This is a genomic window from Amycolatopsis balhimycina FH 1894 (assembly GCF_000384295.1).
GTDB lineage: Bacteria > Actinomycetota > Actinomycetes > Mycobacteriales > Pseudonocardiaceae > Amycolatopsis > Amycolatopsis balhimycina.
Map to the genome: position 1 here is coordinate 10,242,936 of NZ_KB913037.1, position 20,495 is coordinate 10,263,430.

The 20,495-nt window shown below is 71.6% G+C and carries 20 protein-coding genes; 6 read left to right on the forward strand and 14 right to left on the reverse strand.

Going from position 1 to position 20,495, the window contains the following annotated elements; genetic code table 11:
* The 6 genes from A3CE_RS0147180 to A3CE_RS0147205 all read right to left on the reverse strand — a co-directional run bounded on the left by A3CE_RS0147180 (window position 1) and on the right by A3CE_RS0147205 (window position 4,693).
* Complete coding sequence (locus tag A3CE_RS0147180; RefSeq protein ID WP_020647118.1) at window positions 1-708, reverse strand: FadR/GntR family transcriptional regulator; 708 nt, start codon at window positions 706-708, stop codon at window positions 1-3.
* A gap of 235 nt (window positions 709-943) precedes the next feature.
* Window positions 944-1,405: an anthrone oxygenase family protein gene (locus tag A3CE_RS0147185; protein WP_020647119.1), complete on the reverse strand. Its 462-nt coding sequence runs from the start codon at window positions 1,403-1,405 to the stop codon at window positions 944-946.
* Window positions 1,406-1,463: 58 nt separating this feature from the next.
* Window positions 1,464-2,105 (reverse strand): TetR family transcriptional regulator, encoded by a 642-nt coding sequence (locus A3CE_RS0147190; RefSeq protein WP_020647120.1) that lies wholly within the window; start codon window positions 2,103-2,105, stop codon window positions 1,464-1,466.
* 48 nt (window positions 2,106-2,153) lie between these two features.
* A complete protein-coding gene (locus A3CE_RS0147195) occupies window positions 2,154-2,561 on the reverse strand; it encodes a hypothetical protein (RefSeq protein ID WP_020647121.1) in 408 nt (135 codons plus the stop codon).
* A gap of 230 nt (window positions 2,562-2,791) precedes the next feature.
* Window positions 2,792-3,043 carry a DsrE family protein gene (locus tag A3CE_RS54145; RefSeq protein ID WP_020647122.1) on the reverse strand — a complete coding sequence of 84 codons (252 nt, stop codon included), beginning with the start codon at window positions 3,041-3,043 and terminating at the stop codon, window positions 2,792-2,794.
* Window positions 3,044-3,121: 78 nt separating this feature from the next.
* Complete coding sequence (locus tag A3CE_RS0147205) at window positions 3,122-4,693, reverse strand: HD domain-containing phosphohydrolase (protein WP_020647123.1); 1,572 nt, start codon at window positions 4,691-4,693, stop codon at window positions 3,122-3,124.
* Between the two features lie 229 nt (window positions 4,694-4,922).
* Here A3CE_RS0147205 and A3CE_RS53880 point away from each other — a divergent pair, with 229 nt between their 5' ends.
* Window positions 4,923-6,482: an RICIN domain-containing protein gene (locus tag A3CE_RS53880; protein WP_020647124.1), complete on the forward strand. Its 1,560-nt coding sequence runs from the start codon at window positions 4,923-4,925 to the stop codon at window positions 6,480-6,482.
* A 67-nt stretch (window positions 6,483-6,549) separates the two neighbouring features.
* On the opposite strand, the gene A3CE_RS0147215 is transcribed toward A3CE_RS53880, so the two are convergent.
* The 5 genes from A3CE_RS0147215 to A3CE_RS0147235 all read right to left on the reverse strand — a co-directional run bounded on the left by A3CE_RS0147215 (window position 6,550) and on the right by A3CE_RS0147235 (window position 9,976).
* Window positions 6,550-7,173, reverse strand: coding sequence for a hypothetical protein (locus tag A3CE_RS0147215; protein ID WP_020647125.1), 624 nt, complete (start codon window positions 7,171-7,173; stop codon window positions 6,550-6,552).
* A complete protein-coding gene (locus A3CE_RS0147220; RefSeq protein ID WP_020647126.1) occupies window positions 7,160-7,588 on the reverse strand; it encodes a hypothetical protein in 429 nt (142 codons plus the stop codon). The genes A3CE_RS0147215 and A3CE_RS0147220 overlap by 14 nt, the downstream gene beginning before the upstream one ends.
* On the reverse strand, window positions 7,585-8,181 hold the full coding sequence (locus tag A3CE_RS0147225) for a hypothetical protein (protein ID WP_125591416.1): 597 nt from the start codon (window positions 8,179-8,181) through the stop codon (window positions 7,585-7,587). The genes A3CE_RS0147220 and A3CE_RS0147225 overlap by 4 nt, the downstream gene beginning before the upstream one ends.
* Entirely contained in the window at window positions 8,178-8,540 is a 363-nt protein-coding gene (locus A3CE_RS0147230) for a hypothetical protein (RefSeq protein WP_020647128.1), read from the reverse strand. The genes A3CE_RS0147225 and A3CE_RS0147230 overlap by 4 nt, the downstream gene beginning before the upstream one ends.
* Before the next feature lie 470 nt (window positions 8,541-9,010).
* Window positions 9,011-9,976: a LysR family transcriptional regulator gene (locus tag A3CE_RS0147235; RefSeq protein WP_020647129.1), complete on the reverse strand. Its 966-nt coding sequence runs from the start codon at window positions 9,974-9,976 to the stop codon at window positions 9,011-9,013.
* A gap of 138 nt (window positions 9,977-10,114) precedes the next feature.
* On the opposite strand from A3CE_RS0147235, the gene A3CE_RS0147240 reads away from it, so the two are divergent.
* The 5 genes from A3CE_RS0147240 (at window position 10,115) to A3CE_RS0147260 (ending at window position 16,851) form a co-directional block, all read left to right on the forward strand.
* Entirely contained in the window at window positions 10,115-10,915 is an 801-nt protein-coding gene (locus A3CE_RS0147240) for an alpha/beta hydrolase (protein ID WP_026469558.1), read from the forward strand.
* Between the two features lie 3 nt (window positions 10,916-10,918).
* Window positions 10,919-11,713 (forward strand): SDR family NAD(P)-dependent oxidoreductase, encoded by a 795-nt coding sequence (locus tag A3CE_RS0147245; RefSeq protein WP_020647131.1) that lies wholly within the window; start codon window positions 10,919-10,921, stop codon window positions 11,711-11,713.
* A gap of 200 nt (window positions 11,714-11,913) precedes the next feature.
* Window positions 11,914-14,790 carry a beta-galactosidase gene (locus tag A3CE_RS0147250; RefSeq protein WP_020647132.1) on the forward strand — a complete coding sequence of 959 codons (2,877 nt, stop codon included), beginning with the start codon at window positions 11,914-11,916 and terminating at the stop codon, window positions 14,788-14,790.
* Between the two features lie 22 nt (window positions 14,791-14,812).
* The gene (locus A3CE_RS52965; RefSeq protein ID WP_125591418.1) at window positions 14,813-16,243 is read left to right on the forward strand and encodes an alpha-L-fucosidase; all 1,431 of its coding nucleotides are present in this window, start codon (window positions 14,813-14,815) and stop codon (window positions 16,241-16,243) included.
* 362 nt (window positions 16,244-16,605) lie between these two features.
* Window positions 16,606-16,851 carry an ATP synthase subunit c family protein gene (locus A3CE_RS0147260; protein ID WP_026469560.1) on the forward strand — a complete coding sequence of 82 codons (246 nt, stop codon included), beginning with the start codon at window positions 16,606-16,608 and terminating at the stop codon, window positions 16,849-16,851.
* A 45-nt stretch (window positions 16,852-16,896) separates the two neighbouring features.
* On the opposite strand, the gene A3CE_RS0147265 is transcribed toward A3CE_RS0147260, so the two are convergent.
* Genes A3CE_RS0147265 through A3CE_RS0147275 form a run of 3 tightly spaced genes read right to left on the reverse strand, consistent with a single transcriptional unit; the run spans window position 16,897 to window position 20,352 of the window.
* Window positions 16,897-17,658 carry a thioesterase II family protein gene (locus A3CE_RS0147265; RefSeq protein WP_020647135.1) on the reverse strand — a complete coding sequence of 254 codons (762 nt, stop codon included), beginning with the start codon at window positions 17,656-17,658 and terminating at the stop codon, window positions 16,897-16,899.
* A 13-nt stretch (window positions 17,659-17,671) separates the two neighbouring features.
* Complete coding sequence (locus A3CE_RS0147270; protein ID WP_020647136.1) at window positions 17,672-19,324, reverse strand: non-ribosomal peptide synthetase; 1,653 nt, start codon at window positions 19,322-19,324, stop codon at window positions 17,672-17,674.
* Window positions 19,324-20,352: a TauD/TfdA family dioxygenase gene (locus tag A3CE_RS0147275; RefSeq protein ID WP_020647137.1), complete on the reverse strand. Its 1,029-nt coding sequence runs from the start codon at window positions 20,350-20,352 to the stop codon at window positions 19,324-19,326. Before A3CE_RS0147275 ends, A3CE_RS0147270 begins: the two co-directional genes overlap by 1 nt.
* Between the last annotated feature and the right edge of the window lie 143 nt (window positions 20,353-20,495).

Consider the following 20,495-nt stretch of genomic DNA (forward strand, 5'->3'; position numbering starts at 1 on the left):
CTACTCGCCGTCCAGGTCCTGGATGCCGGCCAGGTGGGACCGCAGCCAGCGTTCCGACGTGTCGACGTGCATCAGCGCGGCGGCGGTGGCCACCGCCGGCTCGCGGGCGGCGAGCGCGTCGTAGATGGCCTGGTGCTGGGACAGCGTCACGTGCGTCACGCCCCGGTCGACGGTGCCGCGCCAGACCCGCGCCCGCAGGGTCCGGGAGGAGATCCCGTCCAGCAGGGCGGTGAGCGTTTCGTTGCCCGTCGCGGTGACCACCGCGCGGTGGAAGGCGGCGTCGAGCACGGTCAGGCGTTCGACGTCCTCGACGGCCTCGTGCATCGCCTCGAGGAGCTCGCCCACCGCGCGCAGCTGCGAGTCGGTGATCCGGGTGGCGGCCAGCCCGGTCGCCGCGGGTTCGAGGAGCCGGCGTACTTCGGTCAGCTCGAGCACGCTGCCGCCCCGCATGAGCGACACCGCGCTGCCGAGGCCTTCCAGGAGCAGGCTCGGCGCGAGGCTGGTGACGTACGTGCCGTCGCCGCGGCGGACTTCGAGGACCCTGGCCAATGCCAGTGCCTTCACGGCTTCCCGGGTGGGACTCCGGGAGATCCCCAGCTCGGTGGCCAGCTCGTGTTCCGGCGGCAGCTTGGCGCCTGCCGGGAACCGGCCGGAGCGGACGAACTCCCGGATCCGGTCGATCGCCTCGTCGGTCAACGACCTCGCCATCGCACTCCTCGGGCCTGGTTTCCTGAGAGGCCACTCTAGCAGTCGTATGATGTCTCAGGCCGGGGGTGCCGTTCGTCTTCGGCGATTTCGACAGATTCACCGTGATGGGGCCGCGGGGAGCGTCAATCAGTACCGAGGACATGTGATGTCTCGCCAGTCGGTGCCAGGGCGTCCAGGTACTTCAGGAGCCCTTCGACACCGAGCGGGAACGTTTCGCGGATCGGCGCCGGCGACATCACGGGATCTGCGCCGCGAAGGCGATGACGAAGCAGACGAAGGCGGCGATCGCCGCCGTGGACCGCGCGACGTCGATCCGTTGCCAGCGCAGCACGGTGGCCCGCCAGTCCGGCGGCGGGTTGTCCGGCTGCCAGTCGATCACCCGCATGTTGAGGGGCACCGTGCCCAGGAACGAAAACAGCAGGAACGCCACCAGCGCGGCCATTCCGGCCCAGCGGAAGCCGGCACCGTCGCCGCCGCTGCCGGCGATCAGCACGGCGGCACCGGCGAGAACCGTCGGAACCATGATGCCCGGGACGACGACGCGCAGGGTGCGCACGAGAGCGACGCGCGCGGCGACGTGCGCGTGGTCGCCGAGGCGGCGCAAGGCCGGCTGGACCCCGTACCGGACGACGAACTCCTCGCCGGCGAGGAGACCGGCCAGGGTGAGCCCGGTTGCTTGCAGGACGACCGAAGGCACGGCGACTCCTAAAGCTACAGTGACAGTAAAGTTACTGTAGCAAAAAGTTTGTTCTCGCTCAGGCAAGGCCGCTTTCGAGCAGGGAAGCCGCACGCCGGACTTGCCCGGCCACGGTGGCAACCGCCTCCGCGATCGGCCGGCCCGGACGCAGGTGGGTGCGCAGGGCGTGCACCTGGATGCGCCACAGCCCGATGAGTGCCGCCGCGGTGATCTGGACTTCGGGATCGGTGGGCTCGAGCCCGGTTCGCGAAGCGAGTGCTTCGGCGGCGATGTCGACATACCGGTAGGCGACGTCGCTGCGGTAGGCCCGCAGCGAAGGTGTGTCGCGGATGAGGTCACCGAACCTGCGGTAGGTGGTGAGCGCGTCGTCGTGGTCTCCGGCCGCGGTCAGGGTCGTTTCGAGGCCGGCCAGTTCGCCGTCGAGGACCCGCAGCATCGCGCCGACCGGCGGGAGCGCGGGATCCGCGAGGTGGTGGCGCAGCGCGCCGGCCGTGGCCTCGAGCCGATCCAGGAGGAGGGCCTCCTTGCTCGGGAAGTAGTTGAAGACCGTCTTTTCGGACACGCCGCACGCTTCGGCCACGTCGGCGACGCGGACCGGCTCGAAGCCGCGTTCGAGGAACATGGTCATCGCGGTGTCGGACAGCTGCCGGCGCATCGCGCGCTTCTTCCGCTCGCGCAAGCCCTCTTCCGTGCGGGTCATGCGCTCAGGTTACTGCGGTCACCGGAGAAATCCCGCCGCTATAAGGTTCTAGCGGCTGAATCCGGTCGCCACCGCGGCCGGCTCGCTCGCCGAGACGGCCTGATAGCCGGAACACAGGATGCGGAGCCAGTCGATCGCGCCGTCGCGCGCCGTGTAGTACGCCTGTTGCCCGACGAGGTGGTCGACGCCGTCGCGCTCGACTCGCAGCAGGTAACCGACGTGCCGGCAGCCGGCGATCCGGCCGGTCGTCACCGAGCACAGTTCGGTGATCCGGCGGCCGGGGCCGAACCAGCGGCCGAGGACGATCTCGCCGACGACTTCGGCGGGGTCGGTGGACGTCCAGTGACGGCCCGGGGTGAGGGCGGCGAAGTCGATCCGATCGGCCAGTACCGCGCGGAGCGCGGCCGGGTCCTGTTCGGCGAGTGCGCTGGCGAACTGTTCGCCTTCGGTGGTCATGGTGCTCTCCGGGGTCAGTAGCTGACGGTGGTGACGGGCTCGTCGCCGATCCACTCCCACATCGGGACGGTGCCGCCGAGGGCGGCGTTGGCGAGCAGGCCGTCGTCGTGGAGGTGGCGAGCGGTGAAGCAGATCGGGCAGACGAGGTACTGTGCCGATCGTTACCAATCCGACCACAGTCACGGCCGAATGGCTTTGTAGCAACGGTTGCGTGCCGCGCGGGGGTCGGCCTACTTTTGGCCGGATTGGTAAGGCCCGCCCGCGGCCTCGTACCGCTTGGCCAGGTCGGCGAGCGGCGGGCAGCCTTCGCAGGCCACCGCGTGGGCGAACCCGTCGAGGGCGAGCCGGACGGCTTCCTTGGTCAGGAACATCAGGGTCGGCCGGTGCTGTTCGGCGGCCCCGACGGCGACGAGGAACGCCACGGTGACCTTCTCGGTGTCTTCGAGTCCGGTGGTGAGGCTGATGACGGCGCGGGTCGGCATGGCCGGCTCCTTGCGAGGAGGGTTCGGGTACCGGCCCAGCCTCGCCGCGGCCGGCCGCCGGCGCATGGGGCGGATGCCTCATCTTCCGGCGGTACCGGGAAACGCCGTCGTGAGGCCGTGTTCGAGGGCGAACAGCCCGGCGCCGGTCCGGTTGGACACGCCGGCCTTGGCGTAGATGTGCTCGACGTGGTTGCGGACGGTCTTCTCGCTGATCGAGAGCGACCGCGCGATGTCCCGGTTCGACCCGCCGCCGGCGAGCAGGCGCAGCACTTCGACCTCCCGCCCGGTCAGGCCCGCGGGGAAGGGCGTCCGGCGGCGGGCCGCGTGCCCGGCGGCGGACAGGACGGCGTCGACGGCGTGCGCGTCCAGCCGGCCCGCGCGCGCCTGCTGCCGCAGGATCTCGGCGGCGTCGACGGCGTCGCGCGCCGGCCGGTGCGGGCGCGGCTCGCCCAGCGCGTGGTACACGTCGGCGGCCGCCAGGAGCCGCGCGTGGGGTGCCAGTGCCGCGCCGGCCGCGCCGAGCGGGTAGCCGGAGCCGTCCAGCCGCTCGTGGTGCGCCGCGGCGACCGTGGCGACCTCCTCCAGGCCGCGGACCCGGCGCAGGATCCGGCCGGTCAGGTAGGGATGCAGCCGGACCCGCTCCCACTCGGCGTCCGACAGCGGGGCCGCCTTTTCCCAGATGCTGTTGGGCACGCCCATCCGGCCCAGGTCGTGGACGAGCCCGGCCCGCCGGACGAGCCGGACCTCCGGCTCGGGCAGGCCCGCGCGGCGAGCGGCCTCGGCGGCGAGGGCGGCGACCCCGCGGGAGTGCCCGATGGTGAACGGGCATTTGAGGTCGGCGAAGTCGCCGATCGCGGTCAGCAGCTCGTCCAGCTCGGCGTCGCCGAGGACCCGGTCGCGGTCGGGTGCCTGCGCCAGGGCGAGCGCCCAGACGTCCTCGTCGAGAAGACCGGCGGCGATGTCCTCCGCCGCGTTCGCGAACGCGGAAACGACGGCGGGGTCGAACTGGCTGCCACTGCGTGCCTCGGCCATCGCGACGGCCGAGGCCACACCGCCACGGCGCAGGTAGACCTCGGCGACCTCGGCGAGGTGCACGATCCGTGCCTCGATCGGAAGCCGGTCACCACCGGTCCCGGCGGGCAGGCCGCTGCCGTCCCAGCGTTCGAACGTGCAGGCCAGCGCCGTGCTGACGGGCTCGCCCAGCCCCAGCCGCCCGGCGAGCCGGGCGGCCGAGGAGCAGTGGGACTGGATCAGCTCGGCCAGCCTGCCGCGGACGCCGACGAGGAACGCGGCCGTCAGCGCGCCACGGGCCAGGAGCCCGCGGTCCCGCCCCACGTGCGTGACCAGCAGGCGCAGGAAGGGCGGGCCGGTCCAGTTCACCCGGTAGGAGCCGGCCCGGAAGGCGATGTCGTCGCCGAACCAGCCGGCCAGTTCGTGGGAGTCGGCGTGACAGCCGATCCAGGCGACGAGGTTGGCGTAGAACACCGTGCCGCGCCGGCTTTCGTCCAGGCCCAGCCGGTCGGCGAGCCGGGTGGCGAGCACCGCCGAGCGCAGCATGTGCTCCATCGGCTGCCCGAGCCCCAGGTCGATGGCCAGCGAGAGGGCGGCGAGCACCTCGGCTCGCCGCGGCCCGTTCGGCGGGACGGCCATGGACCACCACCTTCCCGCCTCGGCCCCGGCACGCGCCGTCGTCCACCGAGGACCACCCAGCGTCGCCCGCCGGCCCGGTGACGGCAACTCGTGACGAGACTCGGTAGCCCGGCCCCCAAGGTCTTGAATGACTCATTCAGGACCTCCGAAGCCCTGAATGAGTCATTCAAGACGTTCGCCCGGCGCCGCACCGCGGCGAACGCGTTCGGGCACCAAGGTCGCGGTCGCCGTGGCGGCTTTCACGGCCGCCGCGTTCCTCGCCCCCGCGTCGGCGAACGCGATCTCCGGCGGGCAGCCGGTCGCCGACGGCGCCGACCGGTTCGCCGCGAAGATCACCATGGACGGTGCGGCGTGTTCCGGCGCCCTGATCGCGCCGCAGTGGGTGATCACCGCCGCCTCGTGCTTCCCCGGCAGTTCCGAGCAGGCCGCGCCGCCCGCCAAGCCGGCCACGGTGGTCGTCGGCCAGGCCGACCTCCGCGGCACGAGCGGTCACGCGCTCCGCGTGTCCCAGGTGATCGCCCGGGCCGACCGCGACGTGGCCCTCGCCAAGCTGACGTACCCGGTACCGGGCGTCACCCCGCTCGCCGTCTCGGCCACCGCGCCCGGTGCGGGGGAGAGCGTGCGCGTGGACGGCTACGGCCGGACCGCCACGGAGTGGGTCCCCGACCGGCTGGCGACCGGGCAGTACACCCTGGGCCAGGCCACCGCGACGACGGTCCCGATGACCAGCCCCACCGGGAACGACATCTGTCTCGGTGACGCCGGTGGCCCGGTGCTGCGGCAGGAAAGCGGCGGCCTCCGCCTGGCCGGCATCGCGAGCCGGTCGTGGCAGCACGGCTGCCTGGCGGTCACCGAGACCCGCAGCGGCAGCACGGCCGCGCGCACCGACGACATCGGCGCGTGGATCACGCAGCAGGTCCAGCCGCGCACGATCCGGCTCACCAACCACTACTCGAAGCGCTGCCTGACGGCCCGGGCGGTGGACAACGTCAACGACGCGCCGGTGATCCAGTTCGACTGCCCGTCGGCGTTCGACGATCAGGCGTGGGACATCGAACCGAACGCGTCGGGTGGTGTGCTGCTGCGCAACCACGCCACCCAGCGGTGCCTGATCGTGCACGGCGGGAACAACGTCAACGGCGCGCCCGCGATGCAGTACGACTGCCTGCCCCAGTTCACGGACCAGCTGTGGGACATCGTCGAGGTCGACGGCGGCGTGCAGGTCCGGAACCGGGCCACGAACCGGTGCCTGGTGGTCTTCGGGGCGAACCCCGAGAACGGCGCGGCGGCGGCGCAGTACGACTGCCTGCCCCAGTTCTCCGACCAGGTCTGGGAAACGACCGCCGTTCCGGACGCCGTGCTGGTGACGAACCACGCCACCCAGCGGTGCCTGATCGTGCACGGCGGGAACAACGTCGACGACGCGCCCGCGATGCAGTACGACTGCCTGCCGCAGTTCACCGACCAGCTGTGGGAGATCGACCCGGTGGCCTCCGGTGGGGTGCTGGTGCGGAACCGCGCGACGAAGCGGTGCCTGATCGTGCACGCCGGGAACAACGTCAACGACGCGCCCGCGACGCAGTACGAGTGCTTGCCGCAGTTCGCCGACCAGCTGTGGGACCTCGTCCAGGTCCAGGGTGGTGTGCAGCTCCGGAACCGGGCGACGAACCGGTGCCTGATCGTGCACGGCGGGACCAACGTCAACGACGCTCGCGCGGTGCAGTACGACTGCCTGCCGCAGTTGACCGACCAGATCTGGGACGTTCTCCCCGGTCCGGCCGGGCACTGAGCGAAGCGGCCTGACGGTTCGTCCGTAGGACCCGGTAGGCGCCGGACGTCTTCGAGGCGTCCGGCGCCTACGGGCTACGCGGTGGCCGTCCCGGCACCGGGATCGGCACGGGCGGGTCGACGCGCAGCCGGACCCGTAGCTGCCCTTGCCGCTTCAGCAGGGGCTCGCTCCAGCCGACCAGTGACAGGGTGACGGCGAGCGAGCACGCGTCGGCCACGACCGATTCGATGGCACCCCGCCGCACCGCTACCGCGGTCTCGAACAGGCCGAAGACCAGGCTGATTTCGAAGGTGACGCGGGCGATCTCGGCGTCGTCGACCACCAGGCCCACGGAGGGCTGCTGGAGTGACTTGATCTCGTACGGGTCGATCAGGGTGACCATGACTTCGGGCTTCTGCGGCTGGGAAAGCGTGTCCTGCGCGGCTTTCGTCAGGGCCTGGTACTTGCCGAGCCCGGCGAGCAGCGGTCCGGACAGGCTCTCGTCGAGAAAACCCAGCGCGGTTTCCAGGATCCTGCTGTTGAGCAGCCGGAAAGCCGGCTGCGGCAGCGTGCGGCGCCCGGACAGTTTCGCTTCGGCGATCCCGCCTCGCGGGATCCGGGTCAGCATCTCGGCGACGTGGGCTTCGTTGCTGCCGTAGCCGAACGCCATCGAGCGCACCGTCGTCCGGTCCGTGAGCTCAGGTGTGGTCATGGGGCACCTCCCGCACTGTCTGCCGGCCGTGGTCCCAGTGCACTTCCAGGGCCACCGAGTGGTGCCGGGCTTCCGGCCCGGAAGGTCCGGCTTCGATCCGCGGCGGGTCGAAGATCGGCCGCACGTCCACCGGCGACGAGCCGTCCCGGTCCCGTCGCTTCGGGCGCGGCACGACCGGCGGTGGCGGGTTCGGCTCCGGCTTTTCCGGTTCGCCGCCGGAGCTCACCGTGGTGGCGGCCGCCGCGACGGCGACCCCGCCGGCGATCGTGGCGATCACGCCGATCGTCCAGCCGGTGTTCTGACAGTCGGCGGGACTGATGAAGATGTCGCAGTTGTCGGCCGCCGCCGGGGGTGTCAGCAGGAACAGCGTGAGAAACGCGGTGACCGCGGTCAGCAGGGCGATCCGGGTCTTCATCGGGCTTTCTCGCCTCCTTCCCGGAGCAGCAGGACGGTGCCCGTTCCCGCGAGCAGCGTTGCGAGGAAGAACCTTCCGGATTCGTCGACCGGCGATTGGGGAGACTCCGTGGTGCCGCCGAAGAGGGCCGGAAGGTCGGCCAGGGAACCGTGGACGACGAGGAACGCGACGAGAATGCCGAAGACCGGGGCCAGCAGCACGCGGACCCAGCGCGCCAGCAGCCGGTCGCGCACGGCGTAGAACGGACCGAGGGGCGGGTCGATCTTCGGGCCGAGGAAGACGACGGCCGAGGCGACCAGCGCGCCGGCGGCGGTGACCGCGAACCCCGCCCCCGACGTCCCCTGGCCGCGGAGCAGGAAATAGACCAGCGGGGCCAGGGAAATCAGCAGGCGCTGAACCGGGACCGGTATTTCCTCGAGCCGTTCGAGCTGGGGGCGGAGCCGTTCGGCGATGCGGGAGCGCAGGACCGCGGCGGCGATCAGGCCGCCGCCCACGACGATGACGAACACGACGCTGCGGTGGATGATCCAGTCCAGCCAGGCCAGCAGCACGACATAGCAGGCGAACACGAGGATTCCCCGGCGCCCGCTCATGACCGGACCCCGATCCGGGTGGGGGAGCGGACCCGGGACACGAGCCCGATGACGGTTCCGAACATCGCGTGGCTCGCCAGGCTCACCACGACTAAGGGAATCAGGGCCGGGGGCCGCAGGATGCTGCTCGACGGGTAGATCAGCAGCATGGCCACTTCCAGCGCCGCACCCCAGAGCAGGCCGAACCACCAGCGGGCGGGGCCGGCGACCAGCGTGTACATGATCGCGAACGTGACGCCGTTGCTGAGGTGGTACGCCCAGCCGGCGATTTCCCCCACCGGGGAGCCGAGGGGTTTTCCCGTGATGAGGCTGCCGAAGAGGGAAATGGAATAGAACGGTCCCGTGCCCAGGCCCAGCACCGCCCCGAGGACCCAGCGGGTCCGTTGTAGGCCAGCAAACCGAGGAGGCCGGCGGCGAGCCCGGACCGCAGGCGCCCGGTGATGATCGGCCGGTCGGCCTTTCCCGCCACTACCAGGAGGCAAACCAGGAATGTCATGCCCGGCAGCGTCACGAACGAAAGTGTGTAAGGCATCCGGATGACGTCGAGGAGGTGAAGCAGCAGCGCGGCGATCGACGTGGCCGCGGCCGCCAATGTCAGCACGAAAAGCCGAGGATCTTCGCGGTAGGCCGCGAATGATGTTTCCTTCATGCTGCCTCCTCCCCGGAAGCGCTTTTCTTCAGGGTCGTCCGGCCGCGAGGAGAAGTTACGGGCGCCACCCGAATGGCCTTCAGCGGCGACCGGGCGGGGGGGTGCGGACTCGGCCCGCTCGATGCGCCGGCGACGTTTCGGCGGTGTCGAGCTACCTCGCGTCGACGTAGCCCGCGGCTTTCACGTCGTGGCCACGGCGAGGTCTTCGGGCGGGGCCCACAGCGGCGCGGCGTCCGCGCGTTCGGGGTGCTGCCAGCGGTGGCGGGCCGCGGTCTCCCGGGCGATCCCGAGGAAGGCCTCGACGGCTTCCGCCGGCTCGCCGTCCCGCCAGGCCAGCGACCACGGGTAGACCGGCTGCAGCTCCTGGGGCCGGTGGACCGGGACGCCGCGGTCGGCGTACCGGCGGGCGTAGCTGTCGAACTCGAGCAGGTACGCGCTGTCGTTCGCCCGGCTGAGGGCGGCGTGGCAGGTGTCGAAGGTGCCGGGGTTGCCCAGCCAGCGCAGGGCGAGGCCGGTGTGCTGTTCCAGGGAGCTCAGATACCGGCCGTGCACGTTGTAGAGCGCGGTGCCGGGGCCGTCCGCGAAGACCTCGAGCGGTCGTTCGTGCACCGACACGGCCGTCCGGCGCGGGTCGCCGGGCCGCCCGACCAGCCAGAACGGCTCCAGCCGTAGCAGCGTGTGCCGCCAGCCGGCGGGGTGGGCGGCTTTCATGTCGGTGGTCACGCGGATGATCGCGACGTCGAGGTGGTCGTCGAGCAGCGCGGTGAGCTGGCGGGCGCTGTCCATCTGGCTCTGGACGAGCTGGACGCCGGGATGGGCGGCGAGGAACGCGTCGGCGACGACCCGGCTGGTATCGAGCTCGAAGATGTGGGCGATCCGCAGGTGGTGCGGCGCGGGCTCGCGCAGCATCTGGTCCGCGGTGGCCAGCAGCTGCCGGGAGAGGTGCAGGAACCGCTCGCCGCGCGGGGTGAGCGCGACGTGCCGGCTGTCGCGCACGAACAGCAGCCCGCCGACGTCGGTTTCGAGCTTGCGGATCTGCTTGGACAGCGTGGGCTGGCTGATGAAGAGCTTGGCGGCGGCCCGCCCGAAGTGCAGTTCGTCGGCGACGGTGACGAAGTACCGCACCAACCTGAGGTCGAGGTCCATGCGGGCCTTTCCACGCGAAGGAGCGAGCAGTGCGCCAACGATGCCATCACGGCTATCGATTCGTGCGCAACGGGTCTTGGCGCCGCCGCGGCGGATCGTGTTGGCTTCGAGGGGAGTCCGCACGTACTGGAGGAACCGATGGCCGAGCCGGGCACCCCTGTTGTGTTCATCCACGGTCTGTGGCTGCACGCCACCTCGTGGAACCCCTGGATCGACCACTTCCGGGCGGCCGGGTACGCGCCCGTCGCGCCCGGCTGGCCGCACGAGCCCGAAACCGTCGAGCTGGCGCGCGAGAACGCGCAAGCCGTCGCCGACATCGGCATCGACGACGCCACCGGCCACTTCGCGTCGATCATCGCCGGTCTCGAGCGGCCCCCGGTGATCATCGGGCACTCCTTCGGCGGCCTGATCACCGAAAAGCTGCTGGGCCAGGGCATCGGCCTGGCCGGCGTCGCCATCGACCCCGCGCAGATCAAGGGCGTCCTGCCGCTGCCGCTGGCGCAGCTGCGCGCGGGCCTGCCGGCGCTGGGCAACCCGGCGAACCTCCACCGGGCCGTGTCGCTGAGCGAGAAGGAGTTCCGGTTCGGCTTCGGCAACACCCTGACCGACGAGGAGTCGGGGGACCTGTTCCGGCGCTGGACGATCCCGTCCCCGGCCCGGCCGCTGTTCCAGGCCGCGGCCGCGAACTTCGTGCTGCATTCCGAGGCGAAGGTCGACACCCATCGGGAGGACCGCGGCCCGCTCCTGCTGATCTCCGGGACGGCGGACCACACGGTCCCGGACGTCGTCACCCGCTCGACGTTCAAGCAGTACCGGGACTCCGCCGCGGTCACCGAGCTGAAGCAGTTCGAGGGCCGCGGTCACTCGCTCACCATCGACAGCGGCTGGCGCGAAGTCGCCGACGCCGTGCTCGCCTGGCTGCGCGAGCAGGGGATCTAGGCCGTGGATCTCGGTCTGGACGGCGCGGTCGCCGTCGTCACCGGAGCCAGTCGGGGCATCGGGCTGGCCGTCACCGAAGCCCTCGTCGCGGAGGGCGCCCACGTCGTGGCCGGCGCGCGTGTCCCCGGGCCGGACCTCGAAGCGCTCGCCCAGGCGGGGAAAGTCCACGCGCTCGCTGTCGACCTCGGCACCGCCGACGGCCCGGGCCGGCTCGCGGAACTGGCACTGGCCGAGCTGGGGCGCATCGACATCCTGGTCAACAACGTCGGCGCCGTCACCCCGCGGCCGAACGGCTTCCTGCTGGTCACCGACGAAGAGTGGACCCGGTCGCTGACCTTGAACCTGCTGAGCGCGGTCCGGGCCACCCGCGCTGTGCTGCCGACGATGGTGACCGCCGGGCGGGGCAGCATCGTCACGATCGCTTCGGTCAACGCGATCCTGCCCGACCCCGGCGTCATCGACTACAGCGCGGCGAAGGCGGCGCTGGTCAACTTCACGAAGTCGGTGTCGAAGGAGTTCGGCCCGCACGGCGTCCGCGTCAACGCGATCAACCCGGGCCCGGTCGCGACGGACCTGTGGCTCGGCACCGGCGGCGTGGCCGAGACGGTCGCCGCCACCACCGGGGCGAACCCGGGGTCCGTCGCCGAGGAGGCCGCCACCCACGCCGTCACCGGACGCTTCACCCGGCCCGCGGAGGTCGCGAACCTCGCGGCCTTCCTGGCCAGCGACCGGGTGGCCGGCAACATCACCGGCGCCACCCTCGCCATCGACGGCGGCTACGCCACCGAGACACACTGAAGGAGAATAATCGCCGAAAAAATCGAATCACCTTGTCGCGTCGCGGAAACCACCGGCCGGTCGTAGGAGTTCCGGGGCGAACCGTTGACACGCGGAAAATTCCCGGTCCATAGTGCGGTGTCGTCGCCTCGAATTCCTTGACGGGGCGTGGATTCGAATCGAATCGAATCGACGGAAATCCGCCGGCGGAAGGGATACCCGTGGGGATCGGAAAGCGCTTGCAGACACTCGGGCTCTGTGGTCTGCTTCTGACCGGCCTCCTCGCGAGCGCGCCCGTCACCGAGGCGGCCGCGCGGCCGGCGCACACCGTCACCTACGACAAGTACTCGCTCGAGCTCGACGGCAAGCGCCTGTACGTCTGGTCGGGCGAGTTCCACTACTGGCGCCTGCCCAGCCCGGACCTCTGGCGGGACGTGCTGCAGAAGATGAAGGCCGCCGGGTTCAACGCCGTGTCGATCTACTTCGACTGGGGTTTCCACTCGCCGAAGCAGGGCGTCTACGACTTCACCGGGATCCGCGACGTCGGCAAGCTGCTCGACATCGCGCGGCAGACGGGCATCTACGTCATCGCGCGGCCCGGCCCGTACATCAACGCCGAGACCGATTCCGGCGGGTTCCCCGGCTGGCTCACCCAGCAGGCCGGGCTCGCCCGGACGAGCGCGCCCGACTACGTCGCGGCCGCCAAGGAGTGGTTCACCGCGATCGACGCCGTCCTCAAGCGGCACCAGGTCACCGACGGCGGCGGCCCGATCGTGCTGTACCAGGTCGAAAACGAGTACAGCGGCACCGTGCTCGACGCCGGTTACATGCAGGCACTGGCCGACAAGGCGCGGGCCGACGGCATCACCGTGCCGCTGTTCCACAACGACGTCTGGCCGGGCGGGAAGTGGGCGCCGGGCAAGCCGGGCGCGCCGGACCTCTACGCCTTCGACGGCTACCCGAACCTGTTCGACTGCCGCAACCCGCAGGCATGGAAGCCCGCGCCCGACTTCCGCTGGACCCGGCCGGTCTCCCCGGACACCCCGATGTTCGTCGCGGAGTTCCAGGGCGGTTCCTTCGACCCGTGGGGCGGTCCCGGCTACGACAAGTGCCGTGAACTGACCGACGCGTCGTTCGAGAACGTCTTCTACAAGAACAACATCGCCTCCGGCCTCACCCTGCAGAACTTCTACATGACCTACGGCGGGACCAGCTGGGGCTGGCTGCCCGACCCCAACGTGGTCTACACCTCCTACGACTACGGCGCCGCCATCTCCGAAGCGCGTCAGCTCGGGCCGAAGTACGACGAGCAGAAGCGCATCGGCTACTTCACCCAGGCCGTCGAGACGCTCACGAAGACCGACCCGGGCCCGGACATCGCGGCCGTGAACCCGGCCGTCACGCTGAAGACGCAGTCCAATCCGGACACCCGGACGCAGTTCGTGCTGGCGCAGCACAAGGACACCACCTCGACCACCCACGAACGGACGACGTTCCCGCTGACCGTGCCCGACGGCACCTACCCGGCCGTGCCGCAGCAGGGCGCGCTGGACGTCGACGGGCGTGAGGCCAAGCTCCTCGTGGCGGGCTACGACCTCGGCGGGCAGCGGCTGGTCTACTCGACGTCGGAGCTCATGACGCACGCCCGCATCGGCGGCCGCGACACCGCGGTGCTGTACGGCGGCGCCGGGCAGGACGGCGAAACAGTGCTTCGTTATCCGAGCGAGCCGAAAGTCACCGTGCTCGACGGCAGCGTGGACCACGCGTGGGACGCCGCGCGGGGCGACCTGCGGCTCGACTACCGCCACGGCGGGCCGGCCCGCGTCCGTGTCGAGGGCGGCGGCCGGGCCCCGCTCGAGCTGCTGATCGCCGACACCGCGGCCTCGGCCGCCTTCTGGAAGCAGGACACCGCCGCCGGGCCCGTGCTCGAGCGCGGGGCGGACCTCGTCCGCACGGCCACCGCGACGGGTCCGCTGCTCGCGCTGACCGGCGACACCTCCCGCGCCGGCGACCTCGAGGTGTGGGCGCCGCCGTCGGTCCGGTGGGTGACGTGGAACGGCCGTCCGCTGCCGGTGACCCGGACCGCGGCCGGGACGCTGCGGGGCAGGCTCGACGGCTCGGCCCCGGTCACGCTGCCCGCGCTGACCGGCTGGCGCACACAGTACGAGACCCCGGAACGACAGCCGGACTTCGACGACACCCCCTGGACGGCCGCCGACCACACCACCACGAACAACCCGGCCAAGCCACCCGCCGGCCAGCCGGTGCTCAACGCCGACGACTACGGGTTCCACCACGGCGACGTCTGGTACCGCGGCCACTTCTCCTCGACCGGTACGGAAACGGCCGTCACGCTGAACGGGATCACCGGCAACCAGGGCGTCTACTCCGTGTGGCTGAACGGCACCTACCTGGGCAGCAGCGGCGGCGGCACGCACGAGTTCGCCATCCCCGCGGGCACGCTGAAACCGGACGACGTGCTGTCGGTGCTGCTCGAGAACATGGGGCACAACGAGGACTGGGACGTCAACGACGCGCACAAGCAGCCGCGCGGGCTGGTTTCCGCGGCTTTCACCGGCGGAACCCCGGACGTGCACTGGAAGATCCAGGGCGCCCTCGGCGGCGAAGACCTCGCGGATCCGGTGCGCGGGCCGTTCAACAACGGCGGCCTCTACGGGGAACGCGCGGGCTGGTCGCTGCCCGGGTTCCCCGACCGCGGCTGGCAGCGGACGTCCTTGCCGGCGGCCCGCACCGAGCCGGGCGTCACCTGGTACCGCACGGAGTTCTCGCTGCACCTGCCCGCGGGCCAGGACACCGCGGTGGGGTTGCGCATCGACGACGACCCGGCGCTGGTCTACCGCGCCCAGATCTTCGTCAACGGCTGGAACCTGGGCCGGTACCTCAACAACGTCGGCCCGCAGCACGTCTTCTCGCTGCCCACGGGCATCCTGCGCGCGGACGGCCGCAACACGATCGCGATCGCCTCGTGGGGTGACGGCCCCCGCGGCCTCGGCCGGGTCGGCCTGGTCGATCTCGGGACCCACCGCGGCGGGGTGCCGGTGGCCGACGTCCCCAGCCCGGCGTACCGAGGCCGTTGACCCGCTCCCGAAGGGATTCGCCGTGTCCGAGCTTTCCCGCCGTGACCTGCTGAAGGCAACGGCCGCCACCTCGATGCTGCTGGGGCTGCCCGCCCTTTCCGGCGGTCCCGTCGCCGGAGCGTCCGCCGTCGATCCGCCGGCGTTCTTCGTGAACCTGCGGTTCGGGATGTTCCTGCACTTCAACATGGGGACCTTCCACGACGCGGAGTGGGTGGACCCCGGCCAGGACCCGAAGTCGTTCGCGCCCACCGCGCTGGACTGCGGGCAGTGGGCGGACGCGGCCAAGGCGGCCGGGATGACCTTTGGCGTGCTGACCACCAAGCACCACGACGGCTTCTGCCTGTGGCCGTCGAAGCTGACCGGCTACACGGTGGCGAACAGCTCCTACCGCCGTGACGTCGTCGCCGAGTACGTCGCCGCGTTCCGCTCCCGGGGCCTGGTGCCCGCGTTGTACTTCTCCATCTGGGACCGGACGCAGGGGGTGGCGGCCGGCTCGGTCGGCCGGGCAGGCCTGGACTTCGTCAAGGGGCAGCTGACGGAGCTGCTGACCCGCTACGGGGACATCCCGGCGCTGGTGATCGACGGCTGGTCGTGGCAGATGGGGCTGCGGGAGGTGCCCTACGGCGAGATCCGCGACCACATCCGGTCACTGCAGCCGCGGTGCGCGGTGGTCTGCCTGACCGGGATCACCGAACCGTGGGGCACCGACGTCGTGTTCTACGAGGAGCCGAAGGGCGTGTGGACGGCGCCGGACAACACGTACGCGGCCTGCCAGGGGCAGACGATCGCGTCCAACGGCTGGTTCTGGCACCCGAGCACGCCCACGACGTCCCTGATGACCGCGGACGAGATCGTGCACCGGCATTTGGAGGAGCTGGAGCCGCGCTGGTCGACATTCATCCTGAACTGCCCGCCGGGGCCGCGCGGGCTGCTCGACGACACCATCGTCGCCCGGCTGCGCGAGGCCGGCGCGCTGTGGCGGCCGAACCCGGCCCGCCCGCCGCTGCCGCCGCAGCCGCCGCGCCTGACCCATCCCCTGGCGCCGGTGGCGGCCACGGCCACGAGCGGCGACGCGGCGAAGGCCATCGACGGCTACAGCGACTACAACGGCGGTGCGCAGCAGACGCTGTGGCAGCCGACCGCGGCGTTGCCGCAGTCGGTGACCCTGGACCTGGGAACCGTCCGCCACGGCATCGACATGCTCACCTACCTGCCCCGCCAGGACGAGGCCGGCGGCGAGTACGTCACGACCGGCAACGTGACCGGCTTCCGGGTCGAGACGAGCACCGACGGCGTCCGTTTCTCGCCGGCGGCCCGCGGCGGGTGGCCGGCGGACAAGACGATGAAGCGCGCGAAGTTCAGCCCTCGTGCGGCGCGGTATGTCCGCTTCACGGCGACGGCCGCGGTGGGCGGCTACGCGGTGGCGAGCCAGATCGACTGCGGCCGCTCCTGACGTCTCCCGGGTCGGCCGGTAAAGCCGTGAATGGCACATTGAGGGACTTCAAGTCCCTCAATGTGCCATTCACGGACCGGCAACTTCTGTAGTGGAATGGCGGCGCGGCTGAAACCGGCTCGTTTCCTTGTTCCGCTATGCCGGGTGGTGTCACGTGCGCGCACCGGCGCGTGGAGCGATTCGGTGATATCCTTGCTGTGACCGAACCGATCGGTCCCTGTGAATCTCGACCCGTCGAATTTCCTGTCCGGCGAGACCGTCCACCTCAACGGAAGCCGTCGATTCCCGACGCCTTCGTCCAGCTTTGCCGCTGCTCCACGCGAGCGCGAGCGTGCGCGTGGACCGATGTGAGGGGAATGCTCATGCGTGACATCGTTCTGGCCGAAACCGCCAACATCAACCCCGGCCTCGCGGCCATCGGCTACGGACTGGGCGCCATCGGCCCGGGAATCGGCGTCGGCCTCATCTTCGCCGCCGTCATCAATGGTACCGCCCGGCAGCCGGAAGCGCGAGGGAAACTGCAGACCATGGGTTACTCGACCTTCGTGCTGACCGAGGTGCTGGCCCTGATCGGCGTCGTCGTCTACTTCATCACCTACACCAAGTGAACCCGTCGCTGCACGCGCTCGGCCGAGCGCGTGCAGCGTTCCGGGTCAGCCTGCCGGAACCGGGGCGAGTGCCGGGATCCGGGCCGGCAGGGTCCGCCAGATCTCCGGGGTGTAGAAGTGCCCGCCGGGCAGTTCCACGTGCCGGTAACCGCCGCGGGCGAGCGAGCGCCACTGCTCGGCCGCGTCCGGCACGATCACGTCGTCGTCGGCGCCGGTGAGGACTTCCAGCGGGACATCGACCGTCGCGCCCTCGGTGTAGCCGAAGGTGTCCCGGACCCGGATGTCGGCCCGCATGAGCTCCAGGGCCATCTCGCTCAGTTCCGGGTCGTCGAGCACGTACCCGGGCAGCAGGCCGTTGGTGCGCATCCACGCCACCAGCTGCTCGTCGGTGTCCTGCTGGGCCGGGAACATGTCCCGCGGGGTGAGCCCGCGGCTCGGCGCGTTCGCCGACGACACGATCAGCGTCTCCGGGAGCGGGCCGCCGCGCCGCTGCAGGCGGTTCGCCACGTCGAACGCCATCCAGCCGCCCATGCTGTGCCCGAACAGCAGGTACGGCCGGGGTGCGGCGGCCGCGGTCACCGCGTTCGTCGCGTCCTCGGCGAGGGTGTCCCAGTCCGGGGCGAAGTCGTCGAGGAAGCGGCCGTCGCGGCCCGGGTAGCAGATCGTCACCAGCTCGACGTCGGGCGGCAGCACGTCGGCCCACGGCAGGTACGGGCCGGAGCCGCCGCCGCAGAAACCGAGGCACACCAGCGTCTTCGTCGCGTCCGGGTTGGGTCTGGCCCGCACCACGGTGTTGGGGTTGTCCATCGCCGTGCTCCTTTCAGGTCGTGGCGAGTGCCGAGACGTGCTTGGCGAGGTCGGCCAGCTTGGGGTGCCGGTACACGTCCTTCGTGGACACCGGGACGCCGAAGTTCTTCTTCAGCCGGGCGACCACGCGCAGGGCGACCAGCGAGTGCCCGCCGAGGGCGAAGAAGTCGTCGTCGGCGCCGACGCCGTCGCGGCCCAGTACCTCCGACCAGACGTCCGCGATCAGCTCTTCGACCGGCCCGCTGGGAGCCGGGCCGCCGGAGCCGGCTTCCGGTGCGGGCAGCGCCGCGGTGTCGAGCTTGCCGTTCGGCGTGCGCGGGAGCTCGTCGAGCCGGACGAACGCGGCCGGCACCATGTACTCCGGCAGCGTCGCGGCGGCCGCCTCGCGGAGTTCGCCGCCGCCCACGTGGTAAGCGACCAGCTGCTCGTCGCGCAGCACGACCACGGCGGACGTGACACCGGGACAGTCCCGCAGCACCGCCTCGATCTCGCCGAGCTCGATCCGGTAGCCGCGCAGCTTGACCTGGCGGTCGAGCCGCCCGAGGAACTCCAGGGTCCCGCCCGCCGACCAGCGGACCTCGTCGCCGGTCCGGTACAGCCGCGAGCCGGGCTCCCCGAAGGGGTCGGGCACGAACCGGCCGGCGGTCAGGCCCGGCCGGCCGAGGTACCCGGCCGTGAGCCGGGGCCCGGACAGGTAAAGCTCGCCCGATGGCGCGGGACGCAGGGCGGAGTCGAGGATGTGGGCCCGGATCCCGGCCAGCGGGACGCCGATGTGCGGGGCCGGCCCGGTGACCCAGGTCGCCGTGGCGTCCACTGTGGACTCCGTGGGGCCGTAGAGGTTGAGCGCCTCCAGCCCGCTTTCGGCCAGTTCGCGCCACATCGGCTCCGGGATCGGCTCGCCGCCGATGAACAGCCGCACCGCGCGGCCGGGCAGGTGCTCGCGCAGCGCCGTCCAGTGCGACGGCGTCAGGTCGAGGTCGGTCACGCCGCCTTCGTCCAGCCACGCGACCAGCCGGGCCGGGTCGGTCCGGTGGGCGTCGTCGAGGACCACGACGGTGTCCCCGCGGCACACCCGGGCCCACTGCTGCACGGACGCGTCGAACGACACGCTGGCGTTCCAGGCGACGACCCGGGGCCCGGCCGCGTACATGCCCGCCTGTTCCAGCGCGGCGACGAGCGTGGCCACCGCGCCGTGGTGCGCCGGGACGCCCTTCGGGCGGCCGGTCGAGCCGGACGTGTAGATCACGTACGCCGGATCGAGGTCCGAAACGGCGGTGTCGGGCGCAAGCGGGCCCTCCGCGCCGGGCGCGACGACGACCGCGTCCGCCGGGAGCCAGGGCACGGCCGTCGCCGACACCAGGACCCGGATCTCCGCGTCGGCGGCCATGAAGGCCAGCCGGTCGGCCGGGTAGGCCGGGTCGAGGGGCACGTAGGCGGCGCCGGTCCGCCAGACGGCGAGCAGCGCCACGACGAGGTCGCGGCCCCGGCCGAGGGCGACCCCGACCCGGTCGCCGCGCCCGACGCCCTGGGCGCGCAGCGCGCCGGCCAGCGCTGCGGTCCGGCGGTCCAGCTCGGCGAAGGTCAGCGTGGCCGCGGTGTCCCGCACGGCGATCCGCTCGGGGGAGCGGCGGACCGCGGCGTGGAAGCGGGTGAGCAGGCCGGCCATCAGCGGGCTCCGCTCGCGGCCGGGCGCACGGTGGGCGCGCAGCCGGCGACGTCGACGGGCTCGCCCATCGCGACGACGATCTTGCGGTCCCCGCGGAACGGGTCGCGCCCGTGGGTCGCCAGGACGTTGTCGACGAGCAGCAGGTCGCCCGGCTGCCACTGCTTGCGCACCGTCGCGGCGTCGTAGGCGGCGTCCAGCGCCGCCATCTCCTCGCGCGTCAGCGGGCTGCCGTCGCCGATCGCCGTGTTGAACGGCAGGTCTTCGCGGCCGAACTCGTCGATCAGCGTCTCCCGCAGCTCTTCGTCGAGGGACCACTCGTTCCAGAAGGCCAGGTGGTTGAACCAGACCTCTTCGCCGGTGACCGGGTGGCTGATGACGCCGGGCCGCAGCTGGCTGGTCCGCAGGTGCCCGTCGTCCTGCCAGCGGCACGCGATCAGGTTCTCGGCGCAGTAGCGTTCGACGTCGTCCCGGGTGGCCGCGGCGAACGCGGTCCGCCAGTCGGTCGAGATGTGCTCGGAGTAGCTGCGGTTCAGCAGCCAGCCGTGCGCGCGGACCTTCGCCACGAGCTCCGGCGGCAGCGCGCGCAGCACCTGCCGGACGTCCGCCACCGGCGTCGCCCCGCCCTCGGGCGGCGCGATCAGGCAGGAGAACATCAGCAGCCCGGGGAAGGTGAGCGTGTAGCTGTTCTCGTTGTGCATCCGGATCCGCTGCGCGGCCGGGAGATCGGTCGACGAGAAGACGCCGTTGCCGAAGTCGCTGCGCGGCGTCGCCTTCTCGCGGTACGGCGTGCGGGCCGGCATCAGCGTGTCGCGCACCTGCCCGAAGTCCTCGACGCTCGCGATCGGCAGGCCACGCAGGTGCACCGCGCCGTGGCGGTGCAACGCCGCCCGCAGCGACGGCGCCGCCGCGGCGAGCCAGGACACGGCCTCGGAGAGGCCGGTCAGCCCGCGCACTTCGGCGCTCGCCGGCTCGCCGGGTCCGACCACCCAGTCGAGCGGCAGGAATTCTTTGACGCCCAGGGAACCCATCGCATGTCCTTTCACCGCACCGCCGCGGGTGTCCACTGTGGAACCACCCGATTCGCTCGTGAGCCGACGTTACTAATCCGGCCAAAAGTAGGCCGACCCCCGCGCGGCACGTAACCGTTGCTACGAAGCCATTCGGCCGTGAC